A 19304-nucleotide genomic window follows, 5' to 3' on the forward strand; every position below is an offset into this window, starting at 1 on the left:
GTGTGCTGATTTCCACAACGTGGGGACCGGCCCTTCACAGGATGTGGGTGCACGGTGGAGGCCGGCACGAGGGAGAGTTCGTGTCGCGATGCGTCGGACTCCCGCCGCGGCGTGGTAGTGCTGGTTTGACCAGAGGCCTGGTCGCGACGTAGCGTTGTCAAGCCATTCGGCACCTTCGCCATGCCCTCGATGAGGGCACGGGCGGCGCGCTGAATCAGTGCCTAGGCACAACCTCGTGACTGTCTCCTGCCTGTGGGAGGTAGTACTCCCCAACCTCCTTGGAGTTACTCGTGAGCAAGCGGACTTTCCAGCCGAACAACCGGCGTCGTGCCAAGACCCACGGCTTCCGGCTTCGCATGAGCACGCGCGCGGGTCGCGCGATCCTCGCCGCCCGCCGCCGCAAGGGCCGCGCCGAGCTCTCCGCCTGAGGTGCTGCCTGCGGCGCAGCGCCTTCGCCGTTCGGCCGACTTCGGGCGGACGGTAAGGAAGGGCGCGCGCGCCGGACGATCGACCATGGTGGTTCATCTGCTCTCCCAGGAGAGCGACGAATCCGCCATGGTCGGTTTTGTCGTCTCCAAGGCTGTCGGGAACGCCGTGGTGCGTAACCGCGTCAAGCGACGGCTGAGGCATGCTTCCAGCCACCTCGTGGACTCGCTGCCCCAGGGCACGACCGTCGTTGTGCGGGCGCTCCCCGCCGCAGCGGACTGCAGCTACGCACAGCTGACGAAGGATCTTGCCGCGTGCGTCACGCGTGCTCGGACCGGGCGGGCCCCACGATGACGTCGGTCGGGGCAGCCAACATCCAGCGCGAGCGGCGCTCGCTGCGGGCGGTCCTCATCGGGCTCCCCTCAGCGGCGTTGATCGGGCTGCTGCGGCTGTACCAGATCGTCCTGTCGCCGATGACGGGGCCGACCTGCCGGTTCTACCCGTCGTGCTCGTCCTACGCGATCACGGCGGTGCGGCGCCACGGCGTCTTCCGGGGCGGAGGGCTCGCGATCTGGCGGGTGCTCAGGTGCAACCCTTGGAACTACGGCGGTGTCGACGACGTTCCTCCCGTGTCGGGTTCACGGGGCAAGCGGCATCACCAGCACGCTCACTGACTCTCGACCTTCCCAGCACCTCGCCCCTTCACCGCACGCTCTGGAGCCGTCTCGATGGATTCCCTGTACGACCTGCTACTGCCGATCCAATGGGTTGTCGCCTGGATCATGTACGGGTGCCACTGGCTCCTGGAGACTCTGGGGATGTCCGCCACGGGCGGCGTGACCTGGGTCCTGTCGATCGTCGGGCTCACCCTCGTCATCCGCACGGCACTGATCCCCCTGTTCTTCAAGCAGATCCACGCCTCCCGAGGGATGCAGCTGCTCGCCCCGGACATGAAGAAGCTCCAGGACAAGTACGCGAACCGTAAGGACCCCGCGTCGCGCGAGGCGATGGCCCGCGAGATGCAGGAGCTCTACAAGCAGCACAAGACGACGCCGTTCTCGTCCTGCATGCCGATCCTTCTGCAGACTCCGATCTTCTTCGCGCTCTTCCGTGTCCTCAACGGGCTGCCGGCGATCGCCCGCGGCAAGACCGGTGGTATCGGCCCGATCGATCAGCAGGTCGCGGCGCAGATCGAGTCGTCGCGCTTCTTCGGCGCGCCTCTCTCTGAGACGTTCCTCAACACGGACGTCAACGAGGTCAAGATCGTTACGGCGATCCTCATCGTGGTCATGTGCATCACGCAGTTCTTCACCCAGCGCCAGCTGACGATGAAGAACATGCCGCCGTCGGCCCTCGAGGGCCCGACCGCGGCGATGCAGAAGAACATGATGTACTTCCTGCCGGTGATCTTCGCGATCTCGGGCGTGAACTTCCCGATCGGTGTGCTCGTCTACTGGACGGTCTCGAACCTGTGGTCGATGGGCCAGCAGTTCTACACGATCCGCAAGATGCCGACGCCGGGTTCCGAGGCCGCCAAGCGCCTCGAGGCACGCAAGAAGGCGAAGGGCACGCTGCCTGCGGCAGCCGACGCGACCAGCACGACCACTGCCGTGGACGAGAAGCCTGCTGGACAGCGGCAGCAGCCCGTGTCTAAGAAGCGCAAGAAGAAGAAGTGATCGTGACCTCGGCCTCGGCCCACACACCCACAGGAGCATGACGTGACCACGACGCGTAACGAGGAGCCTCGCTCGGCGACCCAGCGGCTCGAGGACGAGGGCGAGATCGCCGCGGACTACCTCGAAGAGCTTCTCGACATCGCCGACCTCGACGGCGAGATCGACATGGACATCGATCACGGTCGCGCGACCGTGGACATCGTCACAGAGAACGACGGTTCGCTCTCGCACCTCGCCGGAAAGGACGGTGAGGTGCTGGACGCACTGCAGGAGCTGACCCGGCTCGCGGTGCAGGCCCGCACCGGAGAGAGGTCGCGTCTGATGCTCGACATCGGCGGGTACCGCGCGAAGCGCCGTGCTGAGCTGACGGTCGTCGCGGAGAAGGCGATCGAGACGGTCCGCTCGACGGGGGAGGCCCTCGCGCTCGACCCGCTCAACGCGTTCGAGCGCAAGGTCGTGCACGACGTCGTGACCGCTGCCGGTCTCACGAGCGTTTCGTACGGGGTGGACCCGGAGCGCTATATCGAGATCCAGCCTGCGGGCTGAGTCACCGCACACACGGACAGGAGCCGCCGCACACCAAGGGTGTCGGCGGCTCTTGGCGTTCCGGAGCGTTCCTTGCGGGCGGTCGACGCGTGCAGAGAGGTTTCACGTGAAACACTCGCGTCGCCCTCTGCTCGCACTCCGTGCAGGGCGGCGCCCCTGAAGGCGATGAGCCTGCGGGTTCGACGTCGCCAGTCGAGGTGGCGGGTGCGGCAGGTGGTGTCGGTCTGCGGGACTGGAACCGCTGGACGGGAACCGACGGCGGTTCGGCGGGGAAGGCCGCTTCGTGGCCAGAGGCCGGCGCCCGCAGCTGTGGATGTGAGCCCCACTCTCCGAGTGCGATCGGCCGTTGGTGTGGCCGAGTGCAGCTTGTAGGTGGCCGATGTCATCACTGGCGCCCCGCGGCCGCCGACGTGGTTTCACGTGAAACTGAGTTGGGCAGCGACCTTGTCCGACTCTGACCCACCGGGCGGGAGTCCCGCAGCCGCAGCCGGCGCCGGTTGCCCGCACATGTCTGTGGTCTGTGCCCCGGGGATCTGAGCCCGTGGGTGGCTCGGCCTCGCTACTCGGTCCGGTGTGGCTGGGTCGTCCACGACGTGTGTCCTTGATGCCACAGTCGCTGTCTCCGAGTCGCTCTAGTTGTCGGTGGGAGCGATCGGCCTAGGGGAGAGTGCTCGGCGGAGCGTGGGGTCAAGGATTGCCGTCTGGCTGGTCTCGGATTCTGCTGGGCGGTTTGCGTGTGCCGACCTCCCACTGCGTCCCGGTCGAGAGCGCGGTGCACCCACAGGGATCGCGAGCGCCGCCCCCGGGCCCAGCAGGTGTGAGCGCAGAGGGCGGTGGCGGATTCGCGATAGCCTTGGACGGTTGTTGGGCTAGCGATGGAGGAATGCACTGTGACCGAAGATCGAGGCCCGGAGGGCGTTTCCGTTTCACGTGAAACGGAGGAGTCCGACGCGACGGCTCCGGCGACGGACGTCGTGGACGCAGACCTCGACCTCGCCATGGTGCGCGAGTACTTCGGCAGTGCCTATGAGCCCGTCGAGGCCTTCCACGAGATGCTCGCCGCACACGGTGAGGAGAGAGGCCTCATCGGGCCTCGTGAGCTCGATCGGCTGTGGACCCGTCACCTTCTCAACTCCGCTGCGGTGGTGCCCTTCCTCCCGCTGTCGGGAATGATCGTGGACCTCGGCTCAGGCGCGGGTCTGCCGGGCATCGTGGTCGCGTCGATGCTGCCAGAGGCTCAGGTCGTCTTGGTCGAGCCGATGGAGCGGCGGTGCATCTGGCTGGCCGAGGTGATCGCGAAGCTCGGGCTCGCCAATGCCGAGGTCCGGCGTGGTCGGGCCGAGGAGTTCCACGGGGCTTTCGAGGCGGACGCAGTCACGGCCCGTGCTGTTGCCGCGCTCGACAGGCTCGGTCGTTGGGCTTTCCCGCTGCTGCGCCGTGACGGCGTCCTGGTGGCTCTCAAGGGGCGGTCGGCAACCGAGGAGATCGCCGCCGCGACCAAGGTGCTCAGGCGCTATGGCGCTACTGACGCCGAGGTGCTGGCGGCCGGTACGCTGCCGGGGGTAGCCACGACGACAGTCGTGCGCGCTACCCGTACCCGGTGAAGCGAGCTCCACGCGCGAGCGGCCCGTCCGCAAGACGACGTACGACTAGGGCAGCACGACGCTGCGAAGAGAGGACACATCCGTGACGCTCGGTGCACCAGCTCCTGGGGACGGCGAGATCGAAGCGGTTTCACGTGAAACCACGCACGACGACGTCCGACGCGCAGCCCTGCTCGACGTCGTCCCGGACTTCTCAGAGGACACGCCCCTCGCTGCTCAGCTCGCACTTGACTCACGCCGGCGGATCGAGCTGCGCGGCCGCAAGTTCGCCAAGCCTGCATCCACGAAGATCATCACCATCGCGAACCAGAAGGGTGGCGTCGGCAAGACGACGACGACCGTCAACCTGGCCGCGAGCCTCGCACAGTCAGGGCTCAACGTCCTGGTCATCGACAACGATCCGCAGGGCAACGCGTCCACCGCACTGGGAATCGATCACCGTTCAGGCACTCCCTCCGTCTACGAGGTGCTCGTCGACGAGATGCCGATGGCGCAGGTCGTGCAGGTCAGCCCGGAGATACCGACGCTGTGGTGTGTCCCCGCAACTCTCGACCTCTCAGGCGCAGAGATCGAGCTCGTCTCTCTTGTTTCACGTGAAACCCGGCTCCACCGCGCCCTCGATGACTATCTCGCTCACCGCGACGCGACAGGGGAGCCGCGCCTCGACTATGTGCTGGTCGACTGCCCCCCGAGCCTCGGGCTGCTCACGGTCAACGCTTTCGTGACGGGGCGCGAGGTGCTCATCCCGATCCAGTGCGAGTACTACGCGCTCGAAGGACTGAGCCAGCTCCTCAAGACGATCGAGATGATCCAGTCGCACCTGAACCGAGGGCTGCACGTCTCGACGATCCTGCTGACGATGTACGACGGACGGACGAACCTCGCCCAGCAGGTTGCCGCCGAGGTTCGCGAGCACTTCCCGGCCCAGACGTTGCGGACCAGCATCCCACGGTCGGTCCGTGTCTCCGAGGCCCCGAGCTACGGGCAGACCGTGATGACCTACGACCCCAACTCGACAGGCGCCCTCGCCTACCTCGAGGCAGCCCGAGAGATCACCGAGCGCGTCGCGGCTGCTGACCGCGCTGCCGAGCACCACCACCAGGAGAACGCATGAGCGAGAAGCGGCGAGGTCTCGGACGAGGCCTGGGTGCCCTGATCCCCACGACGTCGGACGCCGAGCGCCCTGTCGACGTCTTCTTCGCGGGCGGTGCAGGAACTGGGGTGGCGAGCGACGTGCTCAGCCCACGGTCGGCTGTCGACACCTCGGAAGACCCAGTTTCACACGCGGCTGCTCCCGAGGCCCTTGGCGGGCCTCAGGGCGCCGCGGACGACACGCGGGGGAGCGGCACACCGTCACGGCCGGATCGTGGACGTACGCGCCAGCGTGGGACCGGGGAGGAGCTCGTTCCCGTCCCCGGCGCGACCTTCGCCGAGATCCCTCTCGACTCCATCCGCCCGAACTCCCGCCAGCCGCGCACGGTGTTCGCGGAAGAAGAGCTCAACGAGCTCGTCGGATCGATCACCGAGATCGGCGTCCTCCAGCCCATCGTCGTTCGTCCTGACCCGTCCGGTACGAACGAGTACGAGCTCATCATGGGCGAGCGGCGATGGCGTGCCTCTCGTGAAGCCGGCCTCACAACGATCCCGGCGATCGTCCGTGAGACCGAGGACACCGACCTCCTTCGTGACGCCCTCCTCGAGAATCTCCACCGCGCCGCGCTCAACCCCCTCGAAGAGGCTGCTGCCTACCAGCAGCTCCTCGACGACTTCGGCTGTACCCACGAGGAGCTTGCGACCCGCATCTCGCGATCGCGCCCGCAGATATCCAACACCCTGCGTCTGCTCAAGCTCCCGGCTCTTGTGCAGCGACGTGTGGCGGCCGGCGTGCTGTCCGCAGGACACGCGCGCGCTCTCCTGGGGCTTCAGGACGCTGCCGCGATCGAGCGCCTCGCTCAGCGCATCGTCGCCGAGGGTCTCTCGGTTCGCGCGACCGAGGAGGTCGTCGCACTGGGTGGCCTCGACGGCGAGGAGCGTAAGCCCCGCAAGCCCCGCCCGGGAACGCGATCGGCCGCGATCGACGAGCTCGCGTCGCGCCTCTCCGACAGGTTCGAGACTCGCGTCAAGGTCGACCTCGGCCGGTCCAAGGGCAAGATGACGATCGAGTTCGCCTCCGTCGAGGACCTCAACCGCATTCTCGACGTGCTGGCCCCCGACGACCCCGGTCTGCTGCGCAAGAGATGACCCCAGACAGCAAGGAGGCCCGGACACCATGCGGTGTCCGGGCCTCCTTCGTCTCGGGGGATCAGGCGAGGATCGACTCGATCTCCTGTACGAGAGCGGGCTTCGGGCGCCCGCCGACGACGGACTTCACGAGCTCGCCGCCCTGGTAGAAGTTCATCGTCGGGATCGACACGATGCCGTAGCGGGCCGTGATCTGCGGGTTGGAGTCCGTGTCGAGCTTCACGACCCGGATACGTCCCTCATAGACGTCCGAGAGCTCTTCGAGGATGGGACCGACCTGCCTGCACGGACCGCACCACTCCGCCCAGAAGTCCACCAGCACGGGCACGTCGGAGCTCAGGACCTCGGCGTCGAACGTCGCGTCGGTGACGGGAGCGGTAGGCATCAGACCTCCTGAGCGATGGTGAGGGCGGCGTCGTCGAGAGCAGCGAGGTAGTGCTGCGCGTCGAGAGCGGCAGAACAACCCGTGCCCGCGGCGGTGATCGCCTGACGGTACGTGTGGTCCACGGCGTCGCCGCACGCGAAGACACCAGGCAGGTTGGTGCGGGTGCTACGACCCTCCACCTTGATGTAGCCGGCGTCGTCCAGGTCGACCTGGCCGACGAGCAGCTCGGTGCGCGGCTCGTGACCGATCGCGACGAAGAGCGCTGTCGCGTCCAGAGTCGACTCCTCGCCCGTCACGGTGTCCCGGAGGACGACGGACTCCACGCGGTTCTCGCCCACGATGCCGACCACCTCAGAGTTCCAGGCGAACGAGATCTTCGGATCGTTCAGCGCCCGGTCAGCCATGATCTTCGAAGCGCGCAGCTCCTCGCGGCGGTGGACCATCGTCACCTTCGAGCCGAAGCGCGTGAGGAACGTCGCCTCCTCGACCGCCGAGTCGCCGCCACCGACGACCGCGATGTGCTGGTCCTTGAAGAAAAACCCGTCGCACGTCGCACACCAAGACACACCCCTGCCCGAGAGGCGGTCCTCGTCCGGAAGGCCGAGCCGCCGGTAGGCCGAACCTGTCGCGAGGATCACCGCGCGAGCGCGGTACGTGTCGCCGTTGCCCGTCTCGATGACCTTGACCGGACCGGTCAGGTCGACCGACGTCGCGTCGTCCCACTCGACCTTGGCGCCGAACTTCTCCGCCTGCTCCTGCATGTTGGACATGAGCTCAGGGCCCATGACCCCACCGGGGAACCCTGGGAAGTTCTCGACCTCGGTGGTGTTCATGAGCGCGCCGCCCGCAGTCACGGAACCGGCGAGCACGAGCGGGGCCAGGCCAGCACGGGCGGCGTACACGGCAGCCGTGTAGCCGGCAGGGCCGGATCCGATGATGACGACGTCCAGGACGTCTCCGGTCGACTCGAGGCTCACGCAGTTCTCCAGGTGGTGTCGGTGTGATGGTGCTGCACGGTGAACGCCCCCGCGCGCGGGTCTGTTCCCGGTCCGGGAAGGGTCAGGTCAGCGAGATCTCGCGCAGCTCGACGCGGTTCTCGCCCGAGGCGGTTGCTGGCAGCTCGGTGAACCAGAGCACGATCCACTCGGTCTCGACCGGCGCGCTCAGGGTGATCTCGAGCTCCTCCTGGAGAGGGCCGCTGTAGAGCGGCGCACCCTTGTCGGGGGTGTCAGGATCGACTGCACGGATCTCGACCTTGCCGCCCGTGTTGTTGGTGCTCAGGTAGACCGAGGACACGACGGAGGCCTGCTCGAGCTTGACGGCGTAGCCGACGCCACGCTTGTTCATCCCGGCGAAGACGTTGGACTTGTAGGTCCGCGTGAACCAGAACGTGGTCGGGTCGAGGTCGATCGCGCGGTCGACGGCCTCCGGGTGCTCGTTGTCGTCCCCGTCCGGGTCGAGCTGGCGGGCGGAGTCGATGATAGGGGCGACCGTGCTGGGCGTGTCGGTGGGACCACCCGCTGCGCCGGGGGAGGGGACCGCGGCGGTCGGCAGCGGGCGTTCGCCGTCGGACTGGCCGAACGGGTTGGGGAAGCCCCCGCGCAGCTGGGTGACAGCAGACGTCAGCCCGATGACCACGAGCACGAAGACGACGGACAGGCTCAGTGCTGTCGGGTTGAACCGGAAGCGCTTGAGCTCCTGCGGGTTCCGCCGGACGTCCTCGAACGAGACGGGCGTGGTGTCGTGCGCAGACGGCGCGGACGTGCGGGGAGCCGCCGTGCGGGTTGGCGCCGCAGCGCTGACGGGCTGTGCACCCCCGCCCTGCCCCGGGCGAGACGAGACCCGCACAGGAGCGGCTCCCGCTGCCGCGCCGGTCGGCGTGAAGGAGGGGACGGGCGCCGCAGCACCGCCAGCCGCGGGAGCGTCCGACTGCGCGGACGCCGCTACGGCGCCCGGCATCGCCCCGGCAGCACCGGCCGCGCTGGCAGCACCGGCAGCCGCGGCTCCACCGGCCGGTCCAGCCGCGGCAGCGCCCGCGGCCGCGGCACCACGGACGCTCGTGCGCCGCACGGGGATCCGCGGAGGTGCAGGCGGTGCGGCGGGCGGCGGAGTGCCCGGAGGCCGGCCGCCGGTCGAGCCAGGTACTGCGCGCACGGACTGCCGCACCGGGGGCTTCGGGGGGGTGTCAGGCGTCATGTCGGTCGAGACCTTCGTGTCGGTCGGGTCGCCTTCGGCGGCGTACGTGAGGCCGGTCGGGGCGAACAGCTGAGGTTCGGGGACGTCGATCGCGTCCCAGGGGGCGAGGTCGCGTGCAGCCTGCTCGGGGTCGCGGATGCCGCCCGTGCGGGTCGTGAGCGTGTCACGGACCAGGAGGACGAGGTGGGGGTCGGCACCGTCGAGCGAGTCGAGGTCGGCGAGCTCTGCCTCGGGGACGGGTGGCGGCGTCGTCCACCGGCCGGTGAGCATGTACGCGAGCAGACGGGCGAGCCCGACCGCGTCGGCGCGCGGACGGGTCAGCTCGCCCACGTGCGGCACGAGAGCCCCGTCGAGCCCGAGCCCCGTGAGGTGGACCCGGTTGTCCTTGACGCGGACAGCCTCGGGGCGGAGATGCCCGTGGTGGACGCCGCGATGCTCGGCGACCGCGAGAGCAGACGCGAGCTCACCGATGATCGAGCGGCCCTGCTCGGGTGTGAGGGGCCCTGCGGCGAGGATGGCGGTGAGAGGCTGCCCGACGTGCGTCTCTGTGACGACGTAGCCGAGCTCGCCCACGTCCCCCACGTCGAGGACGCGGGTGAGGCGCGGGTCAGCGACGAGGGAGGCGCGGCGAGCCTCGTCGAGGGCTGCGGTGCGACGCGGGCCCGACACGAGCGACACGTGCACGAGCCTGCCCAGGATCTGGTCTTCTGCGGTCCAGCACGCGAGCTCGGCGATGTCGGACGGCACGGGGTCCTGGAGCACGTAACGCTCAGCGAGGACATCCCCGCGGGTCAGGTCGGTCACCAGGCTCCCTCCGGTCGGCACGGTCGACGAAGCACGACGGCGCAGAACGCCTGCTCCATGCTATGCGGGATGCACGGTTCGTCCGGGGACGACGACGGGTCACGTTGGGGAGGACCTGTGCACGTCCCCATGCTCAGGTCGGCAACCGCAGGGGCAGGCCCGCCGCGTCGGGGCGCTCAGCGCCGCCGCAGGACCCGGCGCACGATCTTGGCGAGCGCGTCGACCTCCGAGACCCGCATGAGCCGCAGGCCCACGTAGTACACGACCCCCATGGCCACACCCACGACGCAGCAGGTGAGCACCGCCTGGAGCCACCCGCTCGCGGCACCTCCGCCGACGGCGTCGCGCACCAGGATGCCGACGACGGCGGCGACCGCCGCGGCGACGACCGCTCGCACGTGCATGCGCACGATGCGTGCGCCGTCGACCCCCCCGAGCAGACGTCGCAGCGAGCGCGAGCGGGCGAGCACGCCCGCGACGTTCGACAGCGACATCGACACGCCGATGCCGACGACCCACCACTGCCCGGGCAGGAGCCACATCGAGGCGAACGAGCCACCCACGAGCACCAGCACGACCGGCACCTGGAGCATGAAGACCGTACGACCCTGCTCGTAGGCGTAGAACACCCACTTCATCAGGACCATCGCGCCGAACGGCACGAGTCCCAGCGCCATCGCGACGAGGACGCGCCCGACCGCGCTCACCGCACCGGGCGTCATCGACGGCACGAGAGCGCGCACGAGCGGTTCCGCGAGCACGATGAGCAGGGCCGACGCGATCACGGTGAACGTGCCGACCGTGCGGACGCCGTGCGAGAGATCGCGGCGCACCAGGTCACGCCGGCCAGCCTGCGCCGACGCGCTGATGGACGTGAACATCGCGGTGAGGATCGAGACCGTCACGAGAGAGTGCGGCAAGAGGTAGATCATGAGCGCCTGCGAGTAGGCGCTGTTGCCGGCGACGTCGGCGACCGTCCGGGCAGCGTCGTCGGCCGACGCCGCGACACGCGTCGTGAGGAACACGCCGAGCTGGTCGAGGCACAGGCCCGCGAGCGTCCACAGCGCGACCTTCCCCGACGTCCGCAGGCCGAGGCCGCGCGGCCCCCACGCGAGGCGGAACCGGAAGCCCATCCGGGCAAGCGGCCACAGCAGCACGAGCGCCTGCGCGGCGACACCGATCGTCGCCGTCCCGGCGAGCAACCCGATCTGGGGGACCGTCCACGACGACGGGTCTGACAACGTGCTCGTCGGCGTGTGCCAGCCCCACAGTGCGATGAACGCGCCGAAGCCGACGATCGACACGACGTTGTTGAGGACGGGCGCCCACATGTACGGGCCGAACTTCTCACGGGCGTTGAGCACCTGCCCGAGGAGCGTGTACACCCCGTAGAAGAACAGCTGGGGCATGCACCAGAGCGTGAACGTCACGCCGAGCGCTCGCTGCGCCGGGCTCCACGCCGACCCTGAGGCGAGCGCCACGATGACCGACGAGCCAGCAGTGAGCACCAGCGTGATCCCGAGCAGGAGGACACCCGACAAGGTCAGGAGCCGGTTGACACGGTCCTCCGCGTCGGAGTGCCGGTAGGCCTTGACGATGAGCGGCACGAGGACGACGTTGAGCGCTCCGCCCGCGATGATCGCGAACGCCATGTTCGGAAGCTTGTTGGCGAGATCGAAGGTGTTGGCTGCCATGCCGGTCGCCCCGACCGCGCCGACGAGGAGCCAGTTCCGCACGAACCCGAGGAGTCGCGAGACGGCGGTTCCGGCCGCCATGACCGCCGAGCTGCGTCCGAGGCTCTTGCCGCTGGACGCCGCGTCGTCGCTCATCGGTCCTCCGCCTCGTCCTGCTTCTCGTCGTCCGGGTCCGCGGGTCGGATCGGCTCCATGCGGTGCGCGGAGCGTCCGCGACGGACCGTGCGCACGATACCGCCGACGAGCAGGAGGACGAGGAGCCCGCCGATGATCGCCGTGCCGACGGTCTCCCAGCCGGCGCGCACACGCACGTTCATCTCTGACGGGGCCGCGACGACCGTGCCGTCGGCGGAGCGGATCTGCACGGCGACGCGCACGTCGCCCGACCCGATCGCGCGGACGGGGACCTGGACGTCGGCCGTCGCGCCCGGCTCGATGGTCGTCTCGCGCACGTCCTCGACGCTGAGGCGGCTCTCGCGGGACACGAGCGCGACCGTGACGGTCGCAGCCTGCGGGAGATCGTTGCGGACGGTGATCGGGATCGCGCCCGAGTCGTTGATGAGGTTGACGGTGCTGCCGGGCAGGACGGAGATGCCGCCGAGGAGGGCGTCCCCCTGCGCGATCGCGTCCTCGAGGAGGCGCCGCGCGAGGCCGCTGGTCTGTGCCGCGGCGACAGACGTCGCGGCCGCCAGGTCACGCGTGTACGTCGCGGTGAGCGCGTCCGGGTCGGGCACGACACCGGCGAGTGCCGTCACGGCGTCGAGCTGGTCGGCGGCGGTGCGCAGGAGGCGCGGGGACAGGCTTGCGCGCGCGACGCCGTCGGGCAGGTCCTGGCGCACCACCTCGTCCGCCTGCGCGCCCGCGAGCGTGGCGACGGGCTGCATGGTGACGAACGGCGCTGCAGCGAGGGAGGAGAGGAGGGCTGAGGTCCCTGCGACGTCTGGGTCCCAGTCGCGGCCGGCGGTGATGAGCACGTGCGCAGAGCGTCCCGGCTGCTCCTGCGCGATCACGGCGAGCTCGGCGAGGAGGAGATGCCGGTTCGTCGGGGTGGCGGTGGCGAAGAGCCGGTTGAGCTCGTCGTCGGGGACGAGAGCGCGGACGGTCCCGGACCCGGTGGGCACGGAGACGACGCCGCTCGCCGTCGTGGGGCCGACGGGCTCGAGCCCGCCGTCGACGACGACGAGGCTGTCCCCCGCTGCTGCGGCGCCTGCGAGCGTCTGCTGGTTGGCGGAGCCCGGGACGGGGAGGGCCAGGTCGTCACGCCACCCGCGGACCTTCGCGTCGCTCGTCGCGGACGCGCCACGCTGGAACGGGAGGACGTCGGCGGCGGCGAGCGCGGCGACGTCGGGATCGAACGGGTCGAGCGCGAAGACCTCGCGTCCCGAGGCGCCCGTGAGGAGCGTGGACGCCCAGACGCCGGCCCCGCCGACGTCGGCGGCGGCCGCGTCCACGAGTGCGGGGTCGACGACCCACGAGACCTCGCGAGCTTCGGCCGTCGCGTCGAGCACGCGAGCGAGACGGCCCGACGACGGCGCTACCGCTGCGCTCATGCTCGCTGTCCACGCCTCGGGGTCCGTCGGCGTCGCGGCCGGCCCGGTGACAGGGACGAGGATGCTCAGCCGGGCCGCCTGGACCGCCCCCTCCGGGAACCACAGGAGGAAGCTGCGGGCCGACGCGATCGTGCCCGTGCTGCGGTCACCGAGCTCGGCGACGATCCCGCGAGGCCCCGACGCCTCGGGGTAGGGCAGGAGCCGGAGCTCCTCCGCCGGGACGGAGAGGGTGACGCTGCGCGACTCGCCGGGCGCGAGAGGCTCCTCGAGGTAGGTCGTCGTCAGGCTCGTCGCCGCGGGCAGCGCGAGCTCGTCCGCGAACCACTCCCGCAGCTGGGTGCGGGACTGCAGGCGGTAGCGCACGACGGAGAGCGACGCGGTCGGTTCCGCTATCGGCTCGGTGCCCGTGTTGCGCACGGTCACGCGGACGGTGACCGTGTCCGCGGGCGTGACCGTCAGGGGGGTGATGTCCTCGATCGTGACGGCGCTCGGTTCGACGACGACCGGCGACACCGTCGACGGCTCCGGGTCGGTCGTCGCCGAGGCGAGCGGGAGGGCCGTGAGCGACGTCGCGAGCGAGAGGGCGACCGCGCCGACCGCTGCGAGGCTGCGCGCGAGCGCGGCCCGGCCCCTGAGGACCGGACCGCGACCGACCATGGCGTCGCGAGCGTTCACCGCGGTCGCGGGTCCGCGGACGGGACGAAGGGGCCGTGCGGGCCGAACGTCGCGAGGACGTCGGACGCGAGCCGACGCTCGTTGGGGTACGAGAGCCTCGCGCCGAGGTCCTCGAGCGCGATCCAGGCGACGTCTTCCGCCTCGCCGTCGGGGTCGTCCTCGACGGTGAGGTCGCCGGACACCGCCTCGAGCAGAAAATGGTGCACGGCCTTGTGGACGCGACGGCCGTCGCCTGAGAACCAGTAGTCGATGACGCCGAGCCGCGTGCGGACCGCACCCGTGATGCCGGTCTCCTCCGCGATCTCGCGGACGGCCGCCTCTTCGGGGGTCTCGTCGCCCTCGAGGTGCCCCTTGGGGAGGCACCACTCAAGACGGCCAGCGCGGTTGCGTCGGGCGATGACGGCGGCGTGCGCGACGCCGTCGATCATCGACACGACGAGGCCGCCAGCCGAGGTCTCCTCGACGACAGGGAGCTGTGACTGCGTCGTAGGGACGCTCTGACGTGCACGTTCGTCAGGGTCGATGCGCAGTGCGTGCCCGCCCGGCGGCGCGGGGACGCGGTGGCGTCCCTGCGGAGCGGCTGCGGGTTTCATCACACCACTGTAACGAAGCGCACCGCTCCCAGGCGGCCCGAACCGCCCAGGCGGCCCGGCGGTCTGGCAGGCTTGGACGCCGTGAGCCCTGAAAACCCGACCCCTGCCGCGGGTCAGCCCGACGACGCCGCGCTGACCGAGCTGCGCATGCGCGCTCTCGACATCATCACCGGGCTCGCGCCCGAGGTGCTCGAGCTCGGCGACGTGTTCTCCTCCGCGGGTCACGAGCTCGCGCTCGTGGGCGGACCGGTCCGCGACGCCTTCCTCGGCCGTGCGAGCGCGGACCTCGACTTCACGACGTCGGCGCGTCCTGACGAGACGATCGCGCTCTTGAGCGCGTGGGGCGACGCGCACTGGGACATCGGCAAGGAGTTCGGCACGATCGGCGCCAAGCGGTTCGCACGTGCGGGCCGGGGGAGCGGGGCGGAGATCGTCGTCGAGGTGACGACGTACCGTGCCGACGAGTACGACCCGACGTCGCGCAAGCCCGTCGTGACGTTCGGCGACACGCTCGAGGGCGACCTGTCCCGCCGCGACTTCACGGTCAACGCGATGGCGCTGCGCCTGCCGCAGCTCGAGTTCGTGGATCCGCACGACGGCCTCGTGGACCTCGCCGCCGGTGTGCTGCGCACGCCGATCGCGCCGGAGATGTCGTTCGACGACGACCCCCTGCGCATGATGCGCGCCGCCCGCTTCGCGGCACAGCTCGGCTTCGGCATCGAGCCGGCGACGCGTCAGGCGATCGTCGACATGGCGGAGCGGATGACGATCGTCTCCGCCGAGCGCGTGCGCGCCGAGCTCGACAAGCTCCTGCTGTCGGCGAGCCCGCGGGCGGGCCTCGAGGTGCTGACCGACACGCGCCTCGCGACGTACGTGCTCCCCGAGCTGCTCCTCATGAAGGAGACGGTCGACGAGCACGGGCGTCACAAGGACGTCTACCAGCACACCCTGACCGTGCTGGAGCAGGCGATCGACCTCGAGACGGGTCCGGACGGCCCGGTCCCTGGACCTGACCTCGTGCTGCGTCTCGCGGCGGTGCTCCACGACTGCGGGAAGCCCGCCACGCGCCGCTTCGAGCCCGGTGGGGGCGTGAGCTTCCACCACCACGAGCTCGTGGGCGCGAAGCTCGCGCGCAAGCGCCTCAAGGAGCTGCGCTACGACAAGGACACGATCAAGGACGTCGCTCGCCTCGTCGAGCTGCACCTGCGGTTCCACGGGTACGGCGACGGTGGCTGGACGGACTCGGCGGTGCGCCGTTACGTGACGGACGCCGGACCGCTGCTCGAGCGCCTGCACCGGCTCACGCGCGCGGACTGCACGACCCGCAACCGCCGTCGTGCGCAGCGCCTCTCGGACACGTACGACTCGCTCGAGGCGCGCATCGCCGATCTGGCCGAGCGGGAGGAGATCGCGTCGATCCGCCCGGACCTCGACGGTCAGCAGATCATGGCGATCCTCGGTATCTCGCCGGGCCCGGTCGTCGGGCGCGCGTACAAGCACCTGCTCGAGCTGCGCATGGAGCGCGGCCCTGTCGACGAGGAGACGGCGAAGGCGGACCTCCTCGCCTGGTGGGCCGCGCAGGAGTGAGCTGCGCGCGGTCTACCGGTGGGATGCAGTCGCAGCCGCGCGCGGGGCGCGTGCACCCCAGGCGTGGAACACGACGGCGGCGCCTACGTACCCGCCCGTGAGGACGACGAAGAGCGCTCGGGACGCGCCCGAGTCAGGCAGTGCGACGGCAGCCAGGGCTGCGGCGCCGAGGAGCGCCGAGTTGTACAGCACGTCGTAGAGCGCGAAAGCCCGGCCCAGGAACGCGTCCGCGGTGTCCCGCTGCACGACCGTGTCGACCGCGATCTTGGCGCCCTGCGACGACAGTCCCAGTGCTGCGCCCGCCACGAGCATCGTCCAGGTGGTCACCTCGAGCACGAGCAGACCTTGCGCGGCGGCGCCGAGCACGAGACAGCCCGTGATCCACGAGTGGGTCCCGGAACGGGGCGACAGCACGGGCGTGAGCACGACAGCGAGGCCGAACCCTGCGGCCGTCGCGGCCGAGGCCGCCGCGAACGCGGCAAGGCCTGCTTCGGCGTCGGCCGGGTCGGCGAGCAGGTTCCGGCTGATCAGGATCGCTGCGACGAGCGTCGTGCCGAACAGGAACCGGTGCACCGCCATGACGGCGAGCGCCTGACCGGGGGTCCCGCGTGCGACGAGGTAGCGTGCGCCGTCGGCCAGCGCCCAGGCGAGCCGGGCCACGGCCCGACGCAGCGGGGGAGCAGACGCCGCGTCGTCGGGCCCGAGCTGCCCTCGGCCGAGGCGCGACGCAGCCCAGGCCGCGCTGGTCATGAGCGCTGCGGACACGACCACCGCGGCCGCGTCCTGCGTACGGCCCGTCGGGACCACGAGCCCCAGCCCCAGCCCGACACCGGCCCCCACCCCGGCAGAGAGCGCACCGAGCGTGGGGAGCAGGGAGTTGGCCGTGAGCAGCAGCGGCCCGTCGACGACGTGCGGCAGTCCCGCCGACAGTGCTGCGAGGAGGAACCGGTTGATCGACAGGTTGACCAGTGCGAGGAGGTAGATCGCGACGCCGAGGTCGTCATCGGGCGGGGTCGTGACCATGAGCGCGACGATGACGAGTGCGACCGCTGCCCGCAGGACGTTGCCCACGAGCAGCACCTGGCGCCGCCGCCACCGGTCCAGGAACACGCCCGCCCACGGGCCGACGATCGTGAACGGCGCCAGGAGGACAGCGAACGCGACCGCGACCTGACCGGCAGAGCTCGCCCGTTCGGGGGAGAAGAAGAAGAGAGTGGCCAGGCCGATCTGGAACATGCCGTCCGCGCACTGGCTTAGCAGGCGCACCGTGAACAGCCGCCGGAACCCCGGGCGCCGCAGGAGGACACGGAGCTCAGCCGAGACGCTCACCACGCCACCCCTCTCCCGGTCCTCTGGCCACCACGAAGACAAGAAAGTGCGCTATCTGTCGCTTCGAGCAACAGATAGCGCACTTTCTCGTCAGGTATGGGCGGGGATCAGCGCTCGTTGGTGCCCGCGATGAAGGCCTCGAGAGCCGCGCGGCCCTCCTGGTCCTCCATCTGCACGGGCGGCGACTTCATGAAGTAGGTCGCGGCCGAGAGGATCGGGCCACCGACGCCACGGTCCTTGGCGATCTTCGCCGCGCGGAGCGCGTCGATGATGATGCCGGCCGAGTTGGGCGAGTCCCAGACCTCGAGCTTGTACTCGAGGTTCAGGGGAACCTCACCGAACGCGCGACCCTCGAGGCGGACATAGGCCCACTTGCGGTCGTCGAGCCAGGCGACGTAGTCCGACGGACCGATGTGGACGTTGCGGTCCTCCTTCTTGCCCGCGAGGGGGCCGTCGTGGAGGTTCGACGTCACGGCCTGCGTCTTCGACAGCTTCTTGGACTCCAGGCGCTCACGCTCGAGCATGTTCTTGAAGTCCATGTTGCCGCCGACGTTCAGCTGGTACGTGCGGTCCAGGATGACGCCGCGGTCCTCGAAGAGACGGGCGAGCACGCGGTGCGTGATCGTCGCGCCGACCTGCGACTTGATGTCGTCGCCGACGATCGGGACGCCAGCGTCCTCGAACTTCTTCGCCCACTCGGGGTCGGACGCGATGAAGACGGGGAGAGCGTTGACGAACGCGACGTTCGCGTCGATCGCGCACTGCGCGTAGTACTTGGCCGCGACCTCAGAGCCGACGGGCAGGTAGCAGATGAGGACGTCGACCTTCGCGTCCTTGAGCGCCTGGACGACGTCGACGGGCTCGGCCGTCGACTCCTCGATCGTCTCGGAGTAGTACTTGCCGAGGCCGTCGTTCGTGACACCACGCTGGACGGTCACGCCGAGCGGCGGGACGTCAGCGATCTTGATGGTGTTGTTCTCGGACGCGAGGATCGCCTCGGACAGGTCGAAGCCAACCTTCTTCGCGTCGACGTCGAACGCCGCCACGAACTCGATGTCCGAGATGTGGTAGTCACCCAGCTGAACGTGCATGAGGCCGGGCACGGTCGAGTCAGCGGGGGTGTTGCGGTAGTAGTGCACACCCTGGACCAGCGACGCGGCACAGTTGCCGACGCCGACGATCCCGACGCGGATGGAGGTCATCCTCGCTCCTTGTAGTCAGTGCCGGGACGCTTCTCGTCCTCGGCGGTTGTTTCGTTGGTGGCGGCGACGGTGCGCGGTGCGCGCCCCGGGGCCGTCGAACCGGCACGGGCGCGGCCACGGCCACGCTCGGTGTCGATGAGCTCGTCGAGCCAGCGAACCTCGTGCTCGACCTGCTCGAGACCGTGCCGCTGAAGCTCGAGCGTGTACTCGTCGAGCCTCTCGCGGGTGCGAGCCGCACCCTCCCGGACGTTCTCGAGCCTCTCGGCGAGGCGGGTACGCCGCCCCTCGAGGATGCGCAGGCGAGTCTCGGCGTCGGTCTGCCCGAAGAAGGCGAACCGCACGTCGAAGCTCTCGTCCTCCCAGGCCGAGGGCCCGGACGACGAGAGGACGGTCTGGAGGCGTTCCTTGCCCTCCGCCGTGAGCTCGTACGCGATACGTGCCCGCTTGCCGGAGAGTGCGTGCGGCGGTGCGCCCGAACCCTCCGTGCCTGCGATCAGACCACGTGCCTGCATCGACTTCAGGCACGGGTACAGGGACCCGTACGACAGCGCCCGGAAGGAGCCGAGCAGGACGTTGAGCCGCTTGCGCAGCTCGTACCCGTGCATCGGTGCCTCGTTGAGGATGCCGAGGATGGCGGTCTCGAGGACCTCGGAACGTGCGCGCACGACCTGCCCCCATCCCGCTCATGTCTGATGTCGATGTATCGGATCGATACATCGACAGGCTAGGTCCGTAGACCCAGACATGCAAGCACCACGCACGCCGACCACACCGGGCAACTGTGAAGTTTCCGCAC

18 protein-coding genes are annotated in these 19304 nt (G+C 69.8%); 9 read left to right on the top strand and 9 right to left on the bottom strand.

Going from position 1 to position 19304, the window contains the following annotated elements; genetic code table 11:
* Positions 1-290 precede the first annotated feature (290 nt).
* The 8 genes from rpmH to AC4F3Q_RS05820 all read left to right on the top strand — a co-directional run bounded on the left by rpmH (position 291) and on the right by AC4F3Q_RS05820 (position 6493).
* A complete protein-coding gene (gene rpmH, locus AC4F3Q_RS05785) occupies positions 291-428 on the top strand; it encodes a 50S ribosomal protein L34 (protein WP_050347370.1) in 138 nt (45 codons plus the stop codon).
* A 1-nt stretch (position 429) separates the two neighbouring features.
* On the top strand, positions 430-780 hold the full coding sequence (gene rnpA, locus AC4F3Q_RS05790; protein ID WP_491039128.1) for a ribonuclease P protein component: 351 nt from the start codon (positions 430-432) through the stop codon (positions 778-780).
* Complete coding sequence (gene yidD / locus AC4F3Q_RS05795) at positions 777-1100, top strand: membrane protein insertion efficiency factor YidD (protein ID WP_491039191.1); 324 nt, start codon at positions 777-779, stop codon at positions 1098-1100. The genes rnpA and yidD overlap by 4 nt, the downstream gene beginning before the upstream one ends.
* A gap of 54 nt (positions 1101-1154) precedes the next feature.
* Entirely contained in the window at positions 1155-2102 is a 948-nt protein-coding gene (gene yidC / locus AC4F3Q_RS05800; RefSeq protein ID WP_491039129.1) for a membrane protein insertase YidC, read from the top strand.
* A 42-nt stretch (positions 2103-2144) separates the two neighbouring features.
* Entirely contained in the window at positions 2145-2648 is a 504-nt protein-coding gene (locus AC4F3Q_RS05805; RefSeq protein WP_168446781.1) for a Jag family protein, read from the top strand.
* An 890-nt stretch (positions 2649-3538) separates the two neighbouring features.
* A complete protein-coding gene (gene rsmG, locus AC4F3Q_RS05810; protein ID WP_491039130.1) occupies positions 3539-4252 on the top strand; it encodes a 16S rRNA (guanine(527)-N(7))-methyltransferase RsmG in 714 nt (237 codons plus the stop codon).
* An 82-nt stretch (positions 4253-4334) separates the two neighbouring features.
* The gene (locus tag AC4F3Q_RS05815) at positions 4335-5366 is read left to right on the top strand and encodes a ParA family protein (RefSeq protein ID WP_491039131.1); all 1032 of its coding nucleotides are present in this window, start codon (positions 4335-4337) and stop codon (positions 5364-5366) included.
* A complete protein-coding gene (locus tag AC4F3Q_RS05820; protein WP_491039132.1) occupies positions 5363-6493 on the top strand; it encodes a ParB/RepB/Spo0J family partition protein in 1131 nt (376 codons plus the stop codon). The genes AC4F3Q_RS05815 and AC4F3Q_RS05820 overlap by 4 nt, the downstream gene beginning before the upstream one ends.
* Before the next feature lie 61 nt (positions 6494-6554).
* Here AC4F3Q_RS05820 and trxA read toward each other — a convergent pair whose 3' ends face one another.
* From trxA to AC4F3Q_RS05850, 6 genes are all read right to left on the bottom strand, one after another.
* Positions 6555-6878, bottom strand: coding sequence for a thioredoxin (gene trxA, locus AC4F3Q_RS05825; protein ID WP_491039133.1), 324 nt, complete (start codon positions 6876-6878; stop codon positions 6555-6557).
* Positions 6878-7855 carry a thioredoxin-disulfide reductase gene (trxB, locus tag AC4F3Q_RS05830; RefSeq protein ID WP_491039134.1) on the bottom strand — a complete coding sequence of 326 codons (978 nt, stop codon included), beginning with the start codon at positions 7853-7855 and terminating at the stop codon, positions 6878-6880. The genes trxA and trxB overlap by 1 nt, the downstream gene beginning before the upstream one ends.
* An 82-nt stretch (positions 7856-7937) precedes the next feature.
* Positions 7938-9878: a protein kinase family protein gene (locus AC4F3Q_RS05835; RefSeq protein ID WP_491039135.1), complete on the bottom strand. Its 1941-nt coding sequence runs from the start codon at positions 9876-9878 to the stop codon at positions 7938-7940.
* Between the two features lie 176 nt (positions 9879-10054).
* Positions 10055-11707 carry a murein biosynthesis integral membrane protein MurJ gene (gene murJ / locus AC4F3Q_RS05840; RefSeq protein WP_491039136.1) on the bottom strand — a complete coding sequence of 551 codons (1653 nt, stop codon included), beginning with the start codon at positions 11705-11707 and terminating at the stop codon, positions 10055-10057.
* Positions 11704-13797 carry a DUF6049 family protein gene (locus tag AC4F3Q_RS05845; RefSeq protein WP_491039137.1) on the bottom strand — a complete coding sequence of 698 codons (2094 nt, stop codon included), beginning with the start codon at positions 13795-13797 and terminating at the stop codon, positions 11704-11706. Before AC4F3Q_RS05845 ends, murJ begins: the two co-directional genes overlap by 4 nt.
* Complete coding sequence (locus AC4F3Q_RS05850) at positions 13794-14390, bottom strand: NUDIX hydrolase (RefSeq protein WP_491039138.1); 597 nt, start codon at positions 14388-14390, stop codon at positions 13794-13796. The genes AC4F3Q_RS05845 and AC4F3Q_RS05850 overlap by 4 nt, the downstream gene beginning before the upstream one ends.
* Before the next feature lie 147 nt (positions 14391-14537).
* Between AC4F3Q_RS05850 and AC4F3Q_RS05855 the strand changes: the two genes are divergently transcribed.
* Positions 14538-15977, top strand: coding sequence for a CCA tRNA nucleotidyltransferase (locus AC4F3Q_RS05855; RefSeq protein ID WP_491039192.1), 1440 nt, complete (start codon positions 14538-14540; stop codon positions 15975-15977).
* A gap of 12 nt (positions 15978-15989) precedes the next feature.
* Here AC4F3Q_RS05855 and AC4F3Q_RS05860 read toward each other — a convergent pair whose 3' ends face one another.
* The 3 genes from AC4F3Q_RS05860 to AC4F3Q_RS05870 all read right to left on the bottom strand — a co-directional run bounded on the left by AC4F3Q_RS05860 (position 15990) and on the right by AC4F3Q_RS05870 (position 19173).
* Positions 15990-17306: an MFS transporter gene (locus AC4F3Q_RS05860; protein WP_491039139.1), complete on the bottom strand. Its 1317-nt coding sequence runs from the start codon at positions 17304-17306 to the stop codon at positions 15990-15992.
* A 107-nt stretch (positions 17307-17413) separates the two neighbouring features.
* Positions 17414-18508: an inositol-3-phosphate synthase gene (locus AC4F3Q_RS05865; protein WP_168446790.1), complete on the bottom strand. Its 1095-nt coding sequence runs from the start codon at positions 18506-18508 to the stop codon at positions 17414-17416.
* A complete protein-coding gene (locus tag AC4F3Q_RS05870; RefSeq protein WP_168446791.1) occupies positions 18505-19173 on the bottom strand; it encodes a PadR family transcriptional regulator in 669 nt (222 codons plus the stop codon). The genes AC4F3Q_RS05865 and AC4F3Q_RS05870 overlap by 4 nt, the downstream gene beginning before the upstream one ends.
* Between the last annotated feature and the right edge of the window lie 131 nt (positions 19174-19304).

It is taken from the genome of Flavimobilis sp. BM9 (genome assembly GCF_058313055.1).